This is a genomic window from Serpentinicella alkaliphila (assembly GCF_018141405.1).
GTDB lineage: Bacteria > Bacillota > Clostridia > Peptostreptococcales > Natronincolaceae > Serpentinicella > Serpentinicella alkaliphila.
In genome coordinates this window covers 78,914-95,875 of the sequence record NZ_CP058648.1, presented here as the reverse complement: position 1 = coordinate 95,875, position 16,962 = coordinate 78,914, and the positions used below count along the sequence as shown (strand labels likewise).

The following is a 16,962-nucleotide window of genomic DNA, read 5'->3' as shown; positions in this document are numbered from 1 at the left end:
GAAACAAATGCAACTTACAGGGGCTGAAATTTTATTAGAATGCTTAATAGAGCAAGGTGTGGATACAATTTTTGGTTATCCGGGTGGAGCTGTATTAAATATTTATGATGCTTTATATAAGTATGAACAAATGATTAGGCATGTCCTAACTGCCCATGAACAAGGGGCATCTCATGCGGCTGATGGATATGCTAGAGCAACGGGTAAAGTAGGAGTTTGCTTAGCAACTTCAGGCCCTGGGGCTACAAACTTAGTAACTGGAATAGCTACTGCATATATGGATTCTGTCCCTATGGTTGCAATAACTGGTAATGTAGCTTTACCACTTCTAGGTAAGGATAGCTTCCAAGAGGTGGATATAACAGGGATAACTATGCCTATTACTAAACATAATTTTATTGTTAAAAATATAAATGAACTGGCATCTATAGTCAGAAAGGCTTTTTATATTGCTCAAGAGGGAAGACCTGGCCCAGTTTTAATAGACATACCTAAGGATATTACTGCTCAGTTAGGTGAATATAAATATGAGAAGCCTAGGGTAGTAGATAAATCTCTGAATGAATTGGATGAAGTTAGTGTAGCAAATGCTATAGGTCTAATAAGCGGGGCTAAAAAGCCATACCTATATATAGGTGGCGGAGTTATCACTGCTGAAGCTACTGAGGAGCTGAAAACATTTGCAGAGAAAATCCAAGCACCGGTCTCTTCAAGTTTAATGGGTCTAGGGGGCTTTACTTCAGATCACCCATTATTTACGGGAATGATTGGTATGCATGGAACTAGAACATCTAACGCTGCAGTTTCAGAGTGTGATTTATTAATTGCAGTAGGCGCAAGATTTAGTGATAGAGTTATAGGTAAGGTATCGGAATTTGCTAATAGTGCGCAAATTCTGCATATAGATGTGGATCCTGCTGAAATCAATAAAAATATAGTTACAACTCACCATTTAGTTGGGGATATAAAAGAGGTTTTAAAAGTATTAAACTCAAAGATTAATAATCAGGAAAGACCTGAATGGACTAAAAAGATTAAAGAATGGAAAGAGAAGTACCCTCTATCATATTGTGAAGATGATTCATTGAAACCACAGTATATTATTGAAAAAATCTCTGAAATTACTAATGGTGATGCTATAATAACTACTGAAGTAGGTCAAAACCAAATGTGGACTGCTCAATATTATCAATTCAAGAAACCTAGGACCTTTGTTTCCTCTGGGGGACTTGGAACTATGGGCTTTGGTTTAGGTGCATCTATGGGTGCTCAAGTTGCCTGTCCTGATAAAACGGTTTTTAACATATCTGGTGATGGATGTTTCAGAATGAACTGTAATGAGCTTGCTACTGCAGTAGAGTATAATATACCTGTAATAATAGTTATATTAAACAACCATGTATTAGGAATGGTAAGGCAGTGGCAGAACATATTCTATGGTGGTAGATTTTCAGCTACAAATCTAGAAGGAAGAACAACTGATTTTGTTAAGTTAGCAGAGGCTTATGGGGCTGTAGCATACAATATAACTAAAAAAGAAGAAGTTGAAGATACAATAAGAAGGGCTATAGCTGTAAAAAAGCCTGTAGTAATAAACTGTGAGATAGATAAGGATGAAAAGGTGTTGCCTATGGTTCCGCCTGGGGCACCGCTTAGTCACCTAATATTAGAGTAATAAAATAACCTACATGAAAAATGAGTTACGTATAAACTTAACTCATTTTATTTTTTTTTTTGCATATATTGTATACGGTATAAGATAAATGTTTTGAGGGGGAGAAAGCATGTTAGGGGAAGATTATATAAATAAAATAAGGGATAGCTTTAATATAGGAGATAAACTAAATTTGGAAAACTACTGTAAGCGCAAGGAAGAGGGAAAGATTGTACAAAAAACCGAGCATTTTGTAGTAATACAATTTATGCACTGGAAAGAGTGTTTTAATTGGTTTGAGCTTTACATAAGGGCTGCGGAAGTTAAAAAGATATTAAAGTAAAAAATAAATTTAAATATTTTTATACTTGTGATATTTCTCACATACATTTAGGTATTTAAACACTAAAATACTATTATAAGCAATTGAAAATACTTAAAAACATAAAATTAAATGGAGGGATATTATTATGAGTATGTTTTGTTATCAATGTCAAGAAGCAGCAAAGGGAACTGGTTGTACAGTAAGAGGAGTCTGTGGAAAAACTGAAGATGTATCAAATTTTCAAGATTTATTAATTTATGTACTTAAAGGGATTTCAATTTACAACCTTAAGGCTAAAGAGGTTAGTTTATATAATGAAAAAGCAGATAAGTTTATTATGGAGGGATTATTCTCTACAATAACTAATGCAAACTTTAATGACGAATTTTTCGTAGGAAGAATTAGAGTTGGTTTACAATTAAGAAATGAAATTAGAGATGAGCTTCAAAAAACAGGTAATGCTGTAGAAAGCAATGTTGATGCTGCCGTATGGTTTGGGGATACAGTTAAAGAATTTGAGGATAAAGCTAGAGAAGTAGGTATCTTATCAACAGAGAATGAAGATGTTAGGTCCCTAAGAGAGCTAATCACATATGGTATTAAAGGTATGGCTGCATATGCTAAGCATGCATTTGTACTAGATTACAAAGACAAAGATATTTTCGAGTTTATGCAAAAAGCTTTAATAGCTACATTAGATGATAGTCTAACAGCAGATGAACTTGTAGCATTAACGATGGAAACTGGTAAATATGGTGTTAATGTAATGGCCTTATTAGATAGTGCAAACACAACAACTTATGGAAATCCAGAGATAACCAAAGTAAGTATTGGTGTAAGGAATAATCCTGGTATTTTAGTAAGTGGTCATGATTTAAAGGATTTTGAAGAGTTATTAAAACAAACAGAAGGGACTGGAGTAGATGTATATACTCACAGTGAGATGTTACCAGCAAACTATTATCCTGCATTTAAAAAGTATAATCACTTTGTAGGAAACTATGGAAATGCATGGTGGCAACAAGATAAAGAGTTTGAACTGTTTAATGGACCAATTTTAATGACAACTAACTGTTTAGTACCTCCTAAGGACTCATATAAAGATAGAGTATTTACAACTGGAGTAGTTGGATTTAAAGGATTAAAGCATATTGAAGCAGAGGAAGGAAAAGCTAAAGACTTCTCTGAAATTATAGAATTAGCTAAAAAGTCACAGGCACCTACTGAAATAGAAAAAGGAGAAATTGTCGGTGGATTCGCACACAATGCTGTACTAAGTCTAGCAGATAAAGTAGTAGATGCAGTTAAATCTGGAGCAATTAAAAAGTTTGTAGTTATGGCAGGTTGTGATGGTAGAGTTAAAGGAAGATCATATTATACAGATTTTGCAAATGAATTACCACAAGACTCAGTTATTTTAACCGCTGGTTGTGCTAAATATAGATATAACAAACTTGAGTTAGGAGATATTGGTGGAATACCAAGAGTTTTAGATGCAGGTCAATGTAATGATTCATATTCATTAGCAGTAATAGCATTAAAACTAAAAGAAGTATTTGGTTTAGAAGATATTAATGAACTACCTATCGCATACAATATCGCATGGTATGAGCAAAAAGCTGTTATCGTTTTATTAGCCCTATTGTATCTAGGAGTAAAAAACATTCATCTAGGACCAACACTACCAGCTTTCTTATCACCAAATGTTGCTAAAGTATTAGTTGAAAACTTTGGTATTGGTGGAATTACAAACGTACAAGATGACATCAAAAAAATGGTTTTATAAGAAATAAATAAAATTTCAAAAGAGGGAATTCTTTAATAAGGAATTCTCTTTTTTATTTTGTATCATAACTTATATGGAAGTTGAAATATCATATAGTTAATGATAATATATGGAATATATTAGATTTTCTGAAGAATAATTAATAATAATTAAAGATGAAGAATGCTAATAAAAACTAATTGAGTGGAGGGGTTTAAATGATTAGGGAACTTGTTTTGAAAAATAGGAGTTATAGAAGGTTTTATCAAGAGGTAGAAATCGAAAGAGGTGTACTTGAAGAGCTGATTGATTTAGCTAGGCTATCTTCCTCAGGGGCAAATTTACAATCATTAAAATATATTATTTCAAATGCCCCTAATAAAAACAATGAGATTTTTATGCATTTAAAATGGGCAGGTTACTTAACGGATTGGGACGGTCCTCAAGAAGGAGAAAAACCTGCGGCGTACATAATCATGCTAGGGGATAAGGATATAAGTAGCAACTATTTTTGGGATCATGGACTTGCTTGTCAAAGTATTCTTTTAGGGGCCTGTGAAAAGGGATTAGGCGGCTGTATGTTTGGAGCGATTGATAGACAAGGATTAAAGGATTCACTTAGTATTCCAGATAAATATGAAATCTTATTAGTTATTGCCCTTGGAAAGCCAAAAGAAATAGTAGTACTAGACGAATTATCAGATAAGGGCGATATAAAATATTGGAGAGATGAGAACGGGATTCATCATGTACCAAAAAGAAAGCTACAGGATATAATACTGAACTTATAAGCTTAATGTTGAATAAATAAGGTAAAGAGAAAGACTATTCATCTGAAAAGAGATTGAATAGTCTTTTTTTTAATAGTATATTTAAGCATAGGGGACTAGGCGTATACTCAGTTAATAAGGGCTTTAAGTTTACTTAAAAATGGTACCTTTAGTGATTCAATTTTTTCAGTAGAAGGTGTACCCATATCTAAATTGATAATGTTATATTTGCTCAGTCTCATTAGAAGCTTCATACATTCCGTAATATCTTCATTTTGTGTTCCGTTGTTCTTTACAATTTTAATACAAATTTCAGGATTTAGAGGTAGAATATAGTTTAGTAGGTTAAATAATATTTCTTTTATATGCTTATCTCTTAAATCAATAACAATAAAATATTTATTAGCCTTAGATATATTTTGTATATTATCAACGCTCATGCAGCTATATAGTAAGGCATCATTTTTATCATCACTTTGAATATTGCGATTGAAGAATTTTAATGATGAGATACCTGTCGTTATAAAACATTTTTGAAACTTATTTTTTTCATTTTCAATTATATAGCTACTCATTCCGAAACCCCTCCATAAACTATCAATTTACTACTTTGAAAATATCACTAAATAATACAAATTTCAACTATATTATGGAAAATAAGACCAATTTCCTATATGCCTAGACATATATATGGGATATATTTTACATTAGAATAGTTGAATAGTGTCGAAATATTCAAAAAATCGATATTTTATTAAAGGGGGAACATTTCATGCATCAAAGGTTAAGGGTGTTTGCTGATGGTGGTAATAGATTAACAAAAATTATGGAGGAGTCCAAGAAACCATTTAGTTTTCCTACGATAATCTCAGAGCCTGGAGTAGAGTTAAATTATGACGTAAATTTCAATCTTTTTGATTTAGATCCTGAGGTTAGTAAGCTTGAAAAAGATTCAATACTAGTGGAAGTCATTAAGGATGGAAAATCACTAGGAAAGAAATTAGTTGGTAAGGCTGCTGAAAATAAAGGGGTTATAATTAAAGATAAAAATAGATATAAAAATAAGTCTGAAGACGAAGTTATTTATTATTCTATTTTAGTAGGGGTTGCGTACAACCTAGTTAAGAACGGAAAAACAGATGTAGCTGTTGATTTAACAGTTAATCAGCCTTTAGTAGAATATGTGGCTAATAATAGAGAGTATATAAATAAATATGCAAACGAACTTAAAGGTAATGTTAAGGTGTCTTTCTTTAACTTATTTAACATAAATGAAGAAATTGAGAAAGTGGCATTTAATATTGAAGCTATTACATTTTGTCCAGAGGCTATTGCAACATATTTTCAATATGCAGTTAATGAAGATGGTTCATTAAATAATAGATCTAGCAAGAAGACTATAGTTTGTGATATTGGATCGGGACAAATCAATATTGCTGCCTTCGATAGTTTAAAGACAGCCGGAGTGAATACATTTGAGAAAGGTATGCTAGACTGTTATGAAAAAATATCAATGATTCTATATAATAATTATAGAAATCAGTTAGATAGAAAACCCTTTACTTATGATGTAGATAATATGATAAGGTTTGAAGACAAAAAACTTAAGGTAAAAAAAGGTATTGATATCGATGTTAGTGATATAGTACACAATGTATTTGATGGATTCGCTTATGAGTTAAATAAAGACTTCAGAGAATTTGTTAAATCCAAATTTATTGGTAACTGTGATGAAGTTATTTTCTGTGGGGGCGGTAGCGAAATACTATTGCCTTACTTAATTAAATATTTAGATGAGGATTTTGTTTGTACTAAAAATGAAACAAAAGAGTATCACAATGTTATAGGTAGTATGTATTACAGAATCTATAAAGATAATGCAAAAAAAAGCATTTAGAAAGTTGGTGGAGCTATGTTGTTAAGAGTGGATGAACTACCTATTATTATAGAATCTAGAGGTGTGGTTGGTAAACTTGAGGGATTTGTTTACGAGGGACTAAGTATTGTTGCTTTATATTGTAAAATAGATATGATAAACTACCACATACCAATAAATGAAGTTATTATTGGAAAGGATTCCATTATATTAAAAGATAGCTATGGCTTAAAGTATTTAAATGTTAATAATTTAAAATATGTGTATGACATAAGTGGGGAAAAGATAGGTACTCTACAACAGATTGAATTAGACGAGGAATATAATATATCTTCAATTATAGTGGATGATACTAAAATCCTTGCTGAGCATTTAGTGGCTATAGACCCAACTATTGTTATCAATTTAAATTTAAATAAGCAAGCTATAGAAGTAGATATAGTAGAGGAAAAAGAAGAAGTAGATTCGGATGTTGTTGAAATTGAGCAGACTTTTGAAGAAGATAAAAAACTTGAATTAGAAGTAGAAGAAGATATTAGTGTTCAAGATGCCATAGTCGTTAGTTTAAAAAGTAATGATGAAATTATTGATACCGAAGGAGATGTACAAGTGGATGATGAATCAAACACATTATATATAAATGAGGATCACTGTATTTTTAATTCACCTATTGAAACTATAATGACTAGTAATGGTATTATTTCAAAGTATGAGTATTTGAACAATAAAAAATTAGAAGAACCTATTACTATTAATAGGGAGAATTATATCAAGGGTCATATTATAGATTATTTACTAATAGAAAAAGCAATTTATTCTAATGAAATAGTTAAATTAGTTATGGCAGCTGAAGAATAATAAGAGTCAAAAATAACCAAAGTTAAGTTATAACTAAACTTTGGTTATTTTATTTATTTTTGTAGAAATTACAACAGTTATTTAAAAAGCAATTTTCACATCTTCCTATACTCTTACAAAAGGTTTTACAGTGAATTACAATAAGGGCATGGTATTCATTAAAAAGGTACGTATTAGTCTCTAGGGAGCTATGAAATAGTTCTTGAATTGAATCATAGTCCTTAGGAATCTCAAAGCCTATACGTTCAAATAGTCTTTTGGTATAGGCATCAACTACGAAAATAGGCTTATCTACGGCATATAAAATAATAGAGTCAGCAGTCTCCCTACCTATTCCATTAACACTAAGTAATTCATCTCTTAAATCTTGAGTTTTCATTTCTCTTAAAACATTTACTGAAAAACCTTTCTGTTCATACCATCCTAGGAAATTCTTTATTCTCTTCGTTTTTACGTTAAAAAAGCCACTTGGTTTTATAAGCACACTTAGAATATTTTCATCCATTTTGCTAATGCTATAGGGGTCTAAGTAAGGCTTTAAATTTAGTATAGCTTTCTCAACGTTTTCCCATGATGTGTTTTGAGTTAGGATCGCCCCAAGCATAATTTCAAAGTCAGTATCTCCTGGCCACCAGTTTTGAGGCCCATAATAATTAAATAGTTTATCGTATATTTCCATTAAAGTTAATTCTGTATTGTTCATATAGATCCTCGCATTCATTAACGAAGAAATTCGTTTAATTTTTGTGTTTGTAAAAACTGTATAAGCTCATCATTTAATTTTTCTAAAACATTTGCGAAAATACAGGATTGAAAGGCACAGTTATTACAACTTATAGGGCACTTTTTTATATTAACAGGTCCTTCTAGGGCAGTATATATATCATAGAAGGAAATGTTTTCAGGTTCCATTGCTAATGTAAAACCACCTTTTGGACCTCTAACTGACTTTATAAAGCCTTTTTTCACTAATATTTGTAATACCTTAGATAGATGAAACTCAGATGAGTTTGTACTAAATGCAATTTCTTTAACGCTTAGCAGTGGTTTTTCTTTATTTGCAATTAATACCATACTATGAAGACCTAATGTTACCATTTCCGACAAATTGATAATTCCGGACATAATTTCACCTCGATTTTTAAAATTAAAAATATATTTATATTATGGTAAAAGACGGTACAATCTATAAAATTTAATAGTTTTTAATATAGCTATATTTAGAATATGATTAATAATTAAACATATACTACTAATACAATGAAGGGAGTGAAAAAGTTGCAAATTGTAACTATTGTTGCTGATAAACATGCAAATGACTTAACATTAGCTATAAATAGACATATTAAGACCTTTAGCGATGAAGGCATTTTAATAGAGAATCAATTTGAACCAAGCACTAACACAATTATATATATAATGGATGGAAAAACAATAAACAATTATACAATAAATGATTTTATTAGTCTTTTTAAACGTACTGCTAGTGAAGGAATTTATGAATATATAAAAACAATTGAACAACCAAACATTATTAAAGAGCTTATTAATCAAGAATACAATTATTTTAACATAGATGAGAGAAAAGAAATACTGCAACGGGCATTAGATTCTGTAAATAAATTAAAAATTGACAAAAATGATGCTTTAGGACAAAAATCTATAATCGTAGAAGAACTAGTAAATTATTTCGAGTCAAATAGTAAAATAAATATAAAGGGGTTTATTACCTTTAGATTAAAGGACTATGTTGAGGAATTAAAGATTGTTATTGATGAGGCAGTCGAAGATTTTTTGATGGATAAAGAGTACAATGAATTTATTAAACTTTTAAGGTACTTTGTAGATATACAGGAACCAAAGGTAGACATTGTACACATATATATGAAAGAAGAAAATAATTACAGCTTGTTTGATAATTACGGAAAAGAGATAAATGATGAATATTTAAGACTAATTGCAGCTGAAATGAAGGAAAATGATATAAGCTATGATGATTTATTAATAAGTTCCCTAATAACAATTGCACCAAATAATATTATAATTCACAAAACTGGTAATAATAATTTCAAGTATATTATCAATACGATTAAGCGTATTTTTAATCAAAAGGTAGAATTGTGTAATAACTGTGATTGGTGTATAATTAAATCAAATGTTAAAAAAGACTAATTAAACTCCAGTGATAACTGGAGTTTTTTATACAAAAGAAGGGTGAAAAAATTGGATTTCTTAATAATTATTACAATGTGCTTAATCGGAGCTATAATAGGATGGATTACTAACCTAATTGCAATAAAACTATTGTTTAAACCCTATGAACCATTTAGAATTCCTATTGTAAATTTTGATATTCACGGTTTAATACCAAAGAGAAAAGGTGAAATAGCTAAAAGTATTGGTAATATAGTGGAACAAGAGTTATTATCAGTAAATGACATTTTAATACATATGTTAGAAAGCGACAAAAAAGTTGCTTTATTGGCCATTATAAAATTTAAAATAAAGGAGACAATACAGAAAAAGATTCCAAGTATAATTCCGTCGGGATTTATTGGATTGATTTTAAACTATATAGATGAAATTATTGAACAAGAAGGGGAAAAAGTTATTTCTGAAATTATGCAAAATATAGTTCAGGATGCTGGTTCTATGATTAATATTTCTAAAATTGTCGAAGATAAGGTGAATGAATTTTCAATGGAAAAACTAGAAGATGTTGTTTTGCAAATTGCAAAAAAGGAATTAAAGCATATAGAAATTTTAGGTGGAATTTTAGGCGGAATAATAGGTATTATACAAGGTTTAATAGTAATGTTATTACAATAGCTAATTATATTTTGTTGACTTATATATTTTTTAAACTATAATTATTCTAATAGTAATTATAGAAACTAAATAAAAGTATATGGTGCCTTGCAAAAGGTTAAAAGGGAAAGTAGTTCAAATCTACTGCAGCCCCCGCTACTGTAAATGGTGATTAACCCAAAGTCATTGGGAAACTGAGAAGACCGGGTATAAAGATGATCCATAGCCAGGAAACCTGCCATACATAATTAATAACTACTTTCGGTGGGAAAGGAGGATTATAGAATCGATTTTTTATAGAACAAAAATCGTTTATTTTCCGTGCCCAAGTGTACGGTTTTTTTATGTCTAAAAATAAAGGAAGGTATAAATGAATTTAAATCAAATTTTAGAAGGTATAAAGCCACTGGATGAGAGTGCTAAGATAAAAGCCTCTGCCAGATTGGATTCACTAATCAAGCCTATTGGCAGTTTAGGGAAATTAGAGGATATAGCAATACAGATAGCTGGCATAACTGGTGAGACTATCAATAGCGTAGAAAAAAAATGTACTATTATTATGGCTGCAGATAATGGGGTTGTTGATGAAGGGGTTAGTACAGCACCCAAGGAAATAACTGCTATACAAACAATTAACATATTAAAAGGTTTAGCAGGCATAAGTGTGCTATCAAGACAGGCAAAGGCTGATTTTAAGGTTATAGATATGGGAATAAGTAGTAATATACAGCACAAAGACTTAATTTCCAAAAAAATAAAGCTTGGAACTGAAAATATTACCAAAGGTCCTGCTATGACGGTGGAAGAAGCTATTAATGCTATTAAAGTAGGCTTTGATACTGTTGAGGAATTAAAAAACCGAGGGTATAACTTATTAGGTACTGGTGAAATGGGAATAGGTAATACAACTACTTCGAGTGCCATACTAATGGCTTTGACTGGTTCTAATGTAGATGAATCTGTTGGTAAAGGGGCTGGTATGACAGATGAAGGCTTAGAAAATAAGAAGAGGGTTATATTGAAGGCACTTGAAATAAATGAACCGGATAAAAATGACCCCATAGACGTTCTTTCGAAAGTAGGGGGACTAGATATTGCTGGTCTTGTAGGTTGTTTTTTAGGTGCAGCCTATTATAGATTACCTATTGTAATTGATGGGGTGATTTCATCTGCAGCAGCTCTAGTTGCATATAGGATGAATCCTCTAACTAAAGAATATATGATACCTTCACACTTTTCGAAGGAGTTAGCATACAAACATATAATGGATGCATTGGGATTAGAGTCAAGTCTTAATTTAAATATGAGATTAGGGGAAGGCACAGGCTGTCCATTAATGTTTCATATAGTAGAGTCTGCAGCTGCTATTATTAAGGAAATGGCTACTTTTGATGAACTAAGTATGGATAGCGATTTTTTAGTAGATATAAGGTAGGTAATTATGGGAAAAGTGATATTAGTAACCGGCGGAGTAAGAAGTGGCAAAAGTTTATTTGCTGAAGAACTAGCAAAAAAGATCGGAGAAAATATTTTATACATTGCAACGGCAATACCCTACGATGATGAAATGAGAGAAAGAATAGATGTTCATAAAATGTTTAGACCTGTTAGCTGGACAACCTATGAAGTATATAAAGATTTGCATGAGGTTATAGATAGTATTGATAATAAGCAGGATGGGATATTACTAGATTGTGTAACAATTATGATAACAAACCTTATGTTTGATTATCCTTCATTTGATGAAAACAATATAGGACAGTCTATTATTAAGGAAATAAATGAGTATATAATAGATGAATTTTGTAAACTCTTAAACTTCCTTAAGAAGAGAGATATTAATATTATAATGGTTACTAACGAAATAGGTTGGGGCTTAGTACCTGAATCGAAGCTGGGTAGAGTCTTTAGAGACATATCAGGAAAAATTAATCAGCTTTTAGCAAGAGAAGCAGAAGAGGTATATTTATTGGTATCTGGTATTCCAATGAAAATAAAATAAGACTTTTCTGTGAGAGGAACATCCTATGAAAATATTTATTTTAATGGTTCAGTTTTTAACTCGTATTCCAATTAATCTGGAGTTAAGTGTAAGTAAAGAAGATTTTCCAAAGGGGGTTGCCTACTTTCCAATTGTAGGTTTAATAATAGGAATTATTAATGCTCTAGTATATTTCCTTTTATCAAAAGTTGCTCAGGAAATGGTGCCTTTAATAGCTATTGTAATAAGCAACGCATTAGTTACAGGGGCTCTGCACTTAGACGGTTTAGCCGATAGCTGTGATGCCTTGTTTTCAGCTAGAAAAAAGGATCGGATGCTAGAAATCATGCGTGATAGTAGAATTGGGACTAATGGTGTACTTGCATTAATATTGACAATCTTATTAAAGATTGCCTTATTAGATATTACCCCAAAGAGTATAATTATTCCTACAATTATTTTAATACCTGTTATAGGAAGGGCTACAATGTCAATTATATTATATGGCTCAACCTATGCCAGAGAAGAGGGCTTAGGTGATTTGTTTATAGGTAAAACCTCTTTAAATAGAGCCGGTGTATCAATAATTATTACTATTTTTTTAGTATTCGTTGTTCTAAATTTAATTGGAATCATAGCATTATTAGTGTCTATAATTGTAGCATATTTATTACGTCATTATTTTAATAGTAAGCTAGGTGGATTAACAGGCGATTTACTAGGGGCAGTTAATGAAGTGGTAGAACTGATATTTTCCTTTGTTATAGTTGTACTTTGGGGGTATATAGGATGACAACATATCTATACTTAGTCCGCCACGGTGAAACAATATTAAATGAATCGAAGGTTTATTACGGGTCCACAGATTGTCCGTTGAATAGTAGAGGGATTATTCAGGCAGAAGAATTAGGTAAAACATTTAAGAACAATTTTGACGTTGTCATTTCCAGTCCTTTAAGTAGAGCAATTGATACGGCAAAGCTTTTAAGTGGGTTAAATACTAGAGACATGGTTATAGATGAAGGACTAAAGGAGATAAATTTCGGTCTATGGGAAGGACTTCATTATAAAGATATTAGCATTAAGTTTGAAAATGAATGGAATGAATGGATAAATGATTGGAAAAACGTAGCTCCCCCTATGGGAGAGAGCTTCTTAAATCAATATAACCGAGTAAGTAATTCACTTAATCATATAATTGAACGTTTTAAGGATAAAAGAGTAGTTATTGTATCACACCAGGGTTGTTTAAGAATTATAGCCTCAATTCTTCTAAAGATGGAAGATAGAGGGTTTTGGAGTTTTACATTTGACCCTGGGACATACAGTTTGTTTGAAATTAGTGACACCAATGTTACTATTCGCAAAATAAATAGTAAAGGCTAAAGGTGAACTGAATGAAAAAGAGCATTATGCTGCAAGGTACAGCTTCATCTGTTGGAAAAAGTATAATAACAACAGCTTTATGTAGAATATTTACTCAGGACGGATACAATGTATCACCCTTTAAATCTCAAAACATGTCCTTAAACTCATATATTACATATGAGGGCCATGAAATAGGCAGGGCTCAAGCAATGCAGGCTGAGGCCTCTAGAAAGGCTCCTAGCTTTAGAATGAATCCTATTTTGATTAAGCCTACTAGTGATTGTAGATCCCAGATTATAGTTGAAGGTGTAGTAAAAGAGAATATGGAAGCTACAGAGTATTATAAATACAAAAGTAAGTTAAAAGAAATGATAAAATCAAATTTTGATGAACTTTTGAAGGAAAGTGATATTGTCGTTATAGAGGGTGCTGGCAGTCCTGCGGAAATTAACTTAAAAAAAGATGATATAGTTAATATGGGTGTAGCTAAAATGACTAAATCCCCTGTTGTTTTAATTGGAGATATTGATAGGGGTGGGGTATTTGCCTCTATATACGGTACTATTATGCTACTTGAAGAAGAAGAGAGAAAATTGATTAAGGGTATTATAATTAATAAGTTTAGAGGGAGCCTTGAGCTTCTAAAACCGGGTATTAAAATGCTTGAAGACTTGGTAAATATACCCGTAATAGGGGTAATCCCCTACTTTACTCATAACCTTGAGGATGAGGACAGTGCTACGGACTGGGATAAATATAATGGCAATCCAGAGGGTGATTTAGAGGTAGTAGTAATTAAGCTCCCTAGGATTTCTAACTTTACAGATTTTAATACATTTAAACTTCATAGGGATGTTAAATTTAGATTTGTAAACCTAAATGAGGACATAGGTAATCCAGATTTGATTATTTTACCTGGTAGTAAGAGTACAATTGATGATTTAATTTTACTCAAGGAAAGGGGAATGGATAAACAAATTTTGGAGGCACACAGCAATGGAAGTTATGTCTTTGGGGTTTGTGGTGGATATCAAATGCTCGGAAACAAAGTTAAAGATCCTTTAAATGCAGAGTCATCCATTAAAGAAGTAGAAGGTCTCTCATTACTACCTGTTGAAACAACTTTTAGGCAGACTAAAACTACAACCTTATCTAAAGGATATGATAATGTTTTTAATTGTAACATAAAAGGATATGAGATTCATATGGGTAAAACAGAATTAGTTGAGCAGAATTATTTACCTTTAATAAAAATAGATATGAGAAATGGATTAAACTATTATGAAGTAGATGATGGTGCTGTTAATAAGGATAGGACCGTATTTGGCACGTATTTTCATGGTATTTTTGATAATACTGAATTCACTAGAAATTTATTAAACAAAATAAGGGAGTCTAGGGGCAAGAGTAGGTTTAATGAGGAAATTTTAGATTATTCAAAGTATAAGGAAGAGCAATATGATAATTTAGCAAAGATAGTACGGGAAAATATTGACCTTAAAGCTATTTACGCTATTATGGAGGAAGTTTTATAATGATTTCCTTTTACTGGATTGCCTATGGCATCGACCTAATTATTGGTGACCCCTATTGGTTTCCTCACCCAATTAGGGCAATTGGTAAGCTTATAAGTTTTATGGAAAATATTATTAGAAAGATAACCTCTTCACCTCTGGGGCTAAAGACTGGGGGGGTTATACTTACATTTACAACAGTTTTAATCACGTATTTCACTACGTACTTTATACTAGCTTTCGTAAAGGATATTCATATTAACCTGTTTTACCTCATAAATATAGTACTTCTTTGGACTACGATTGCTACTAAATGTTTAAAAGAAGAAAGTAGTAAAGTATATAATGCCCTTAAAAACAAAGATATTTTATTAGGGAGAAAGCTATTATCTTATATCGTTGGTAGGGACACAACACATTTGAATAGCAGTCAAATTACAAAGGCTGTAATTGAAACTATTGCAGAAAACACATCAGATGGGGTAGTGGCACCAATCTTCTATATGTTTATAGGCGGGGCACCCTTAGCCTTAGCATATAAAGCAATTAATACTTTAGATTCTATGGTGGGGTATAAAAATGAAAAGTATTTATATTTAGGCTATGCTTCTGCAAAGCTAGATGATATAGCTAATTTTATTCCTGCCAGAATCACAGGAATAATGTTAGTTATCGCAGCAGTAATACTAAGATTAAATATGGATCAAAGCTTGAAAATACTAATAAGGGATAGAAAAAATCATTCAAGTCCTAATTGTGCTTATCCAGAGGCTGCAGTAGCTGGGGCGCTAGGTGTACAGTTAGGTGGAAGTCACTACTATTTTGGCAAGCTTGTTCATAAGCCAACAATAGGAGATGCGAGTAGAGAAGTGGAAATAGAAAATATTATAGATACAATTAAACTAATGTATGTAACTTCAATGCTAGCCCTGTTATTATTTACTTTTATTCATTGGTTTATATACTAACTAAAGGAGAAGTCTATGAACTTTCATGGTGGAGATATTTATAATTTAAATAGGGAACTGTTAGACTTTAGCTCTAATATAAATCCATTAGGTGTACCACTTTCATATAGGAAAGCTTTAATTGACAATATTGATGATTTTATAAAATATCCTGATATTAAATATACTGAATTAAGAAAATCCATTGCTAAATATTTAGGGATTGAAAATATTGATTATATTGTTCCTGGTAATGGGGCTGTTGAAATAATATATAAAGTAGTAGATGCATTAAAAATTAGAGAGGTTATAATTGCGGCTCCAACTTTTTCTGAATACAGAAGGGCAGCTTACGTAAAAGGCTTATGCTATGAAGAAATTGAAGTCTATAATGAAAAGGGCAGCCTTATGTTAGATAAATTTTTTACCAAATTAAAATCAAACTCTCTATATGTTATATGTAATCCAAATAATCCAACAGGAACATTAACTAATGTTGAAAAACTAAGTTCATTTGCAAAGCAGCTATATGAATTAGATAGCTATCTATTAGTTGATGAAGCATTTATTGAGTTTACAGATGAGTATCCAAATAACAGTACTGTTTCAAAGCTCTATGAACATCCAAATGTAATTGTCGTTAGGGCAGCTACAAAATTCTTTGGGATGCCTGGTATTCGTTTAGGATATGGCATTAGTTTTAATGAGGATTTAATTTCAGCGATGAAAAATAGATTGGAGCCATGGAATATTAATACTTCTGGGGTTATTGCAGAATGTATATTTAGAGATCAAGACTATATATCAAGATCAAGAGAATGGATAAGTAAGGAAAGAGGGTGGTTGTATAATGAACTTAAAGGCATTAGAGGTTTATCAACTTATCCTACTTCAGCTAACTTCTTTTTAATTAAAATTTTAAAAGATAATTTTGATGGAGAAAAGTTTAAAGAAATGATGATAAAAAAGGACATATTAATCAGAACGTCCGAAGGGTTTACACATTTGAGCCCTTTTCATATAAGAGTTGCTATAAAGAATAGGAAATCAAATGAGAGACTAATTTTAGCATTAAAAGACTGTGTAGATATTTAGA

The 16,962-nt window shown here is 31.4% G+C and carries 18 protein-coding genes and 1 riboswitch; of the genes, 15 read left to right on the top strand and 3 right to left on the bottom strand.

Going from position 1 to position 16,962, the window contains the following annotated elements:
* Window positions 1-7 precede the first annotated feature (7 nt).
* From ilvB to HZR23_RS00620, 4 genes are all read left to right on the top strand, one after another.
* A complete protein-coding gene (gene ilvB / locus HZR23_RS00635; RefSeq protein ID WP_132847852.1) occupies window positions 8-1,675 on the top strand; it encodes a biosynthetic-type acetolactate synthase large subunit in 1,668 nt (555 codons plus the stop codon).
* A gap of 109 nt (window positions 1,676-1,784) precedes the next feature.
* The gene (locus HZR23_RS00630) at window positions 1,785-1,997 is read left to right on the top strand and encodes a hypothetical protein (protein WP_132847853.1); all 213 of its coding nucleotides are present in this window, start codon (window positions 1,785-1,787) and stop codon (window positions 1,995-1,997) included.
* Window positions 1,998-2,124: 127 nt separating this feature from the next.
* A complete protein-coding gene (gene hcp, locus HZR23_RS00625) occupies window positions 2,125-3,765 on the top strand; it encodes a hydroxylamine reductase (protein ID WP_132847854.1) in 1,641 nt (546 codons plus the stop codon).
* Window positions 3,766-3,962: 197 nt separating this feature from the next.
* The gene (locus HZR23_RS00620; RefSeq protein ID WP_132847855.1) at window positions 3,963-4,535 is read left to right on the top strand and encodes a nitroreductase family protein; all 573 of its coding nucleotides are present in this window, start codon (window positions 3,963-3,965) and stop codon (window positions 4,533-4,535) included.
* 107 nt (window positions 4,536-4,642) lie between these two features.
* Here HZR23_RS00620 and HZR23_RS00615 read toward each other — a convergent pair whose 3' ends face one another.
* Complete coding sequence (locus HZR23_RS00615) at window positions 4,643-5,089, bottom strand: hypothetical protein (protein WP_132847856.1); 447 nt, start codon at window positions 5,087-5,089, stop codon at window positions 4,643-4,645.
* 197 nt (window positions 5,090-5,286) lie between these two features.
* Here HZR23_RS00615 and HZR23_RS00610 point away from each other — a divergent pair, with 197 nt between their 5' ends.
* Window positions 5,287-6,411 (top strand): ParM/StbA family protein, encoded by a 1,125-nt coding sequence (locus HZR23_RS00610; protein ID WP_132847857.1) that lies wholly within the window; start codon window positions 5,287-5,289, stop codon window positions 6,409-6,411.
* A 15-nt stretch (window positions 6,412-6,426) separates the two neighbouring features.
* Entirely contained in the window at window positions 6,427-7,248 is an 822-nt protein-coding gene (locus HZR23_RS00605; protein WP_132847858.1) for a PRC-barrel domain-containing protein, read from the top strand.
* Between the two features lie 49 nt (window positions 7,249-7,297).
* Here the strand turns inward: HZR23_RS00605 and HZR23_RS00600 are convergent, their stop codons facing one another.
* The gene (locus tag HZR23_RS00600; RefSeq protein ID WP_132847859.1) at window positions 7,298-7,951 is read right to left on the bottom strand and encodes an endonuclease III domain-containing protein; all 654 of its coding nucleotides are present in this window, start codon (window positions 7,949-7,951) and stop codon (window positions 7,298-7,300) included.
* 17 nt (window positions 7,952-7,968) lie between these two features.
* A complete protein-coding gene (locus tag HZR23_RS00595) occupies window positions 7,969-8,346 on the bottom strand; it encodes an RrF2 family transcriptional regulator (RefSeq protein WP_213050290.1) in 378 nt (125 codons plus the stop codon).
* A 180-nt stretch (window positions 8,347-8,526) separates the two neighbouring features.
* Between HZR23_RS00595 and ytxC the strand changes: the two genes are divergently transcribed.
* The 9 genes from ytxC (at window position 8,527) to HZR23_RS00550 (ending at window position 16,961) form a co-directional block, all read left to right on the top strand.
* Complete coding sequence (ytxC, locus tag HZR23_RS00590; protein ID WP_165913632.1) at window positions 8,527-9,420, top strand: putative sporulation protein YtxC; 894 nt, start codon at window positions 8,527-8,529, stop codon at window positions 9,418-9,420.
* A 51-nt stretch (window positions 9,421-9,471) separates the two neighbouring features.
* Window positions 9,472-10,077: a DUF445 domain-containing protein gene (locus HZR23_RS00585; RefSeq protein ID WP_132847862.1), complete on the top strand. Its 606-nt coding sequence runs from the start codon at window positions 9,472-9,474 to the stop codon at window positions 10,075-10,077.
* Between the two features lie 63 nt (window positions 10,078-10,140).
* Window positions 10,141-10,313: riboswitch (cobalamin riboswitch) on the top strand.
* 113 nt (window positions 10,314-10,426) lie between these two features.
* Complete coding sequence (gene cobT, locus HZR23_RS00580; protein ID WP_132847863.1) at window positions 10,427-11,491, top strand: nicotinate-nucleotide--dimethylbenzimidazole phosphoribosyltransferase; 1,065 nt, start codon at window positions 10,427-10,429, stop codon at window positions 11,489-11,491.
* A gap of 6 nt (window positions 11,492-11,497) precedes the next feature.
* Window positions 11,498-12,058 (top strand): bifunctional adenosylcobinamide kinase/adenosylcobinamide-phosphate guanylyltransferase, encoded by a 561-nt coding sequence (gene cobU, locus HZR23_RS00575; RefSeq protein WP_132847864.1) that lies wholly within the window; start codon window positions 11,498-11,500, stop codon window positions 12,056-12,058.
* A 25-nt stretch (window positions 12,059-12,083) separates the two neighbouring features.
* Window positions 12,084-12,830, top strand: coding sequence for an adenosylcobinamide-GDP ribazoletransferase (cobS, locus tag HZR23_RS00570; protein ID WP_132847865.1), 747 nt, complete (start codon window positions 12,084-12,086; stop codon window positions 12,828-12,830).
* Window positions 12,827-13,423, top strand: a complete 597-nt coding sequence (cobC, locus tag HZR23_RS00565) for an alpha-ribazole phosphatase (protein ID WP_132847866.1) — start codon at window positions 12,827-12,829, stop codon at window positions 13,421-13,423. The genes cobS and cobC overlap by 4 nt, the downstream gene beginning before the upstream one ends.
* An 11-nt stretch (window positions 13,424-13,434) precedes the next feature.
* Entirely contained in the window at window positions 13,435-14,940 is a 1,506-nt protein-coding gene (locus HZR23_RS00560; protein ID WP_132847867.1) for a cobyric acid synthase, read from the top strand.
* Window positions 14,940-15,887 (top strand): adenosylcobinamide-phosphate synthase CbiB, encoded by a 948-nt coding sequence (gene cbiB, locus HZR23_RS00555; protein ID WP_132847868.1) that lies wholly within the window; start codon window positions 14,940-14,942, stop codon window positions 15,885-15,887. The genes HZR23_RS00560 and cbiB overlap by 1 nt, the downstream gene beginning before the upstream one ends.
* Before the next feature lie 15 nt (window positions 15,888-15,902).
* Complete coding sequence (locus HZR23_RS00550; protein WP_132847869.1) at window positions 15,903-16,961, top strand: pyridoxal phosphate-dependent aminotransferase; 1,059 nt, start codon at window positions 15,903-15,905, stop codon at window positions 16,959-16,961.
* Window position 16,962: the final 1 nt, after the last annotated feature.

Coding starts and splice junctions, on each gene's coding strand:
- ilvB (WP_132847852.1), top strand. CDS start 8: ATGCAACTTACAGGGGCTGAAATTTTATTAGAATGCTTAATAGAGCAA.
- HZR23_RS00630 (WP_132847853.1), top strand. CDS start 1,785: ATGTTAGGGGAAGATTATATAAATAAAATAAGGGATAGCTTTAATATA.
- hcp (WP_132847854.1), top strand. CDS start 2,125: ATGAGTATGTTTTGTTATCAATGTCAAGAAGCAGCAAAGGGAACTGGT.
- HZR23_RS00620 (WP_132847855.1), top strand. CDS start 3,963: ATGATTAGGGAACTTGTTTTGAAAAATAGGAGTTATAGAAGGTTTTAT.
- HZR23_RS00615 (WP_132847856.1), bottom strand. CDS start 5,089: ATGAGTAGCTATATAATTGAAAATGAAAAAAATAAGTTTCAAAAATGT.
- HZR23_RS00610 (WP_132847857.1), top strand. CDS start 5,287: ATGCATCAAAGGTTAAGGGTGTTTGCTGATGGTGGTAATAGATTAACA.
- HZR23_RS00605 (WP_132847858.1), top strand. CDS start 6,427: ATGTTGTTAAGAGTGGATGAACTACCTATTATTATAGAATCTAGAGGT.
- HZR23_RS00600 (WP_132847859.1), bottom strand. CDS start 7,951: ATGAACAATACAGAATTAACTTTAATGGAAATATACGATAAACTATTT.
- HZR23_RS00595 (WP_213050290.1), bottom strand. CDS start 8,346: ATGGTAACATTAGGTCTTCATAGTATGGTATTAATTGCAAATAAAGAA.
- cobT (WP_132847863.1), top strand. CDS start 10,427: ATGAATTTAAATCAAATTTTAGAAGGTATAAAGCCACTGGATGAGAGT.
- cobU (WP_132847864.1), top strand. CDS start 11,498: ATGGGAAAAGTGATATTAGTAACCGGCGGAGTAAGAAGTGGCAAAAGT.
- cobS (WP_132847865.1), top strand. CDS start 12,084: ATGAAAATATTTATTTTAATGGTTCAGTTTTTAACTCGTATTCCAATT.
- cobC (WP_132847866.1), top strand. CDS start 12,827: ATGACAACATATCTATACTTAGTCCGCCACGGTGAAACAATATTAAAT.
- HZR23_RS00560 (WP_132847867.1), top strand. CDS start 13,435: ATGAAAAAGAGCATTATGCTGCAAGGTACAGCTTCATCTGTTGGAAAA.
- cbiB (WP_132847868.1), top strand. CDS start 14,940: ATGATTTCCTTTTACTGGATTGCCTATGGCATCGACCTAATTATTGGT.
- HZR23_RS00550 (WP_132847869.1), top strand. CDS start 15,903: ATGAACTTTCATGGTGGAGATATTTATAATTTAAATAGGGAACTGTTA.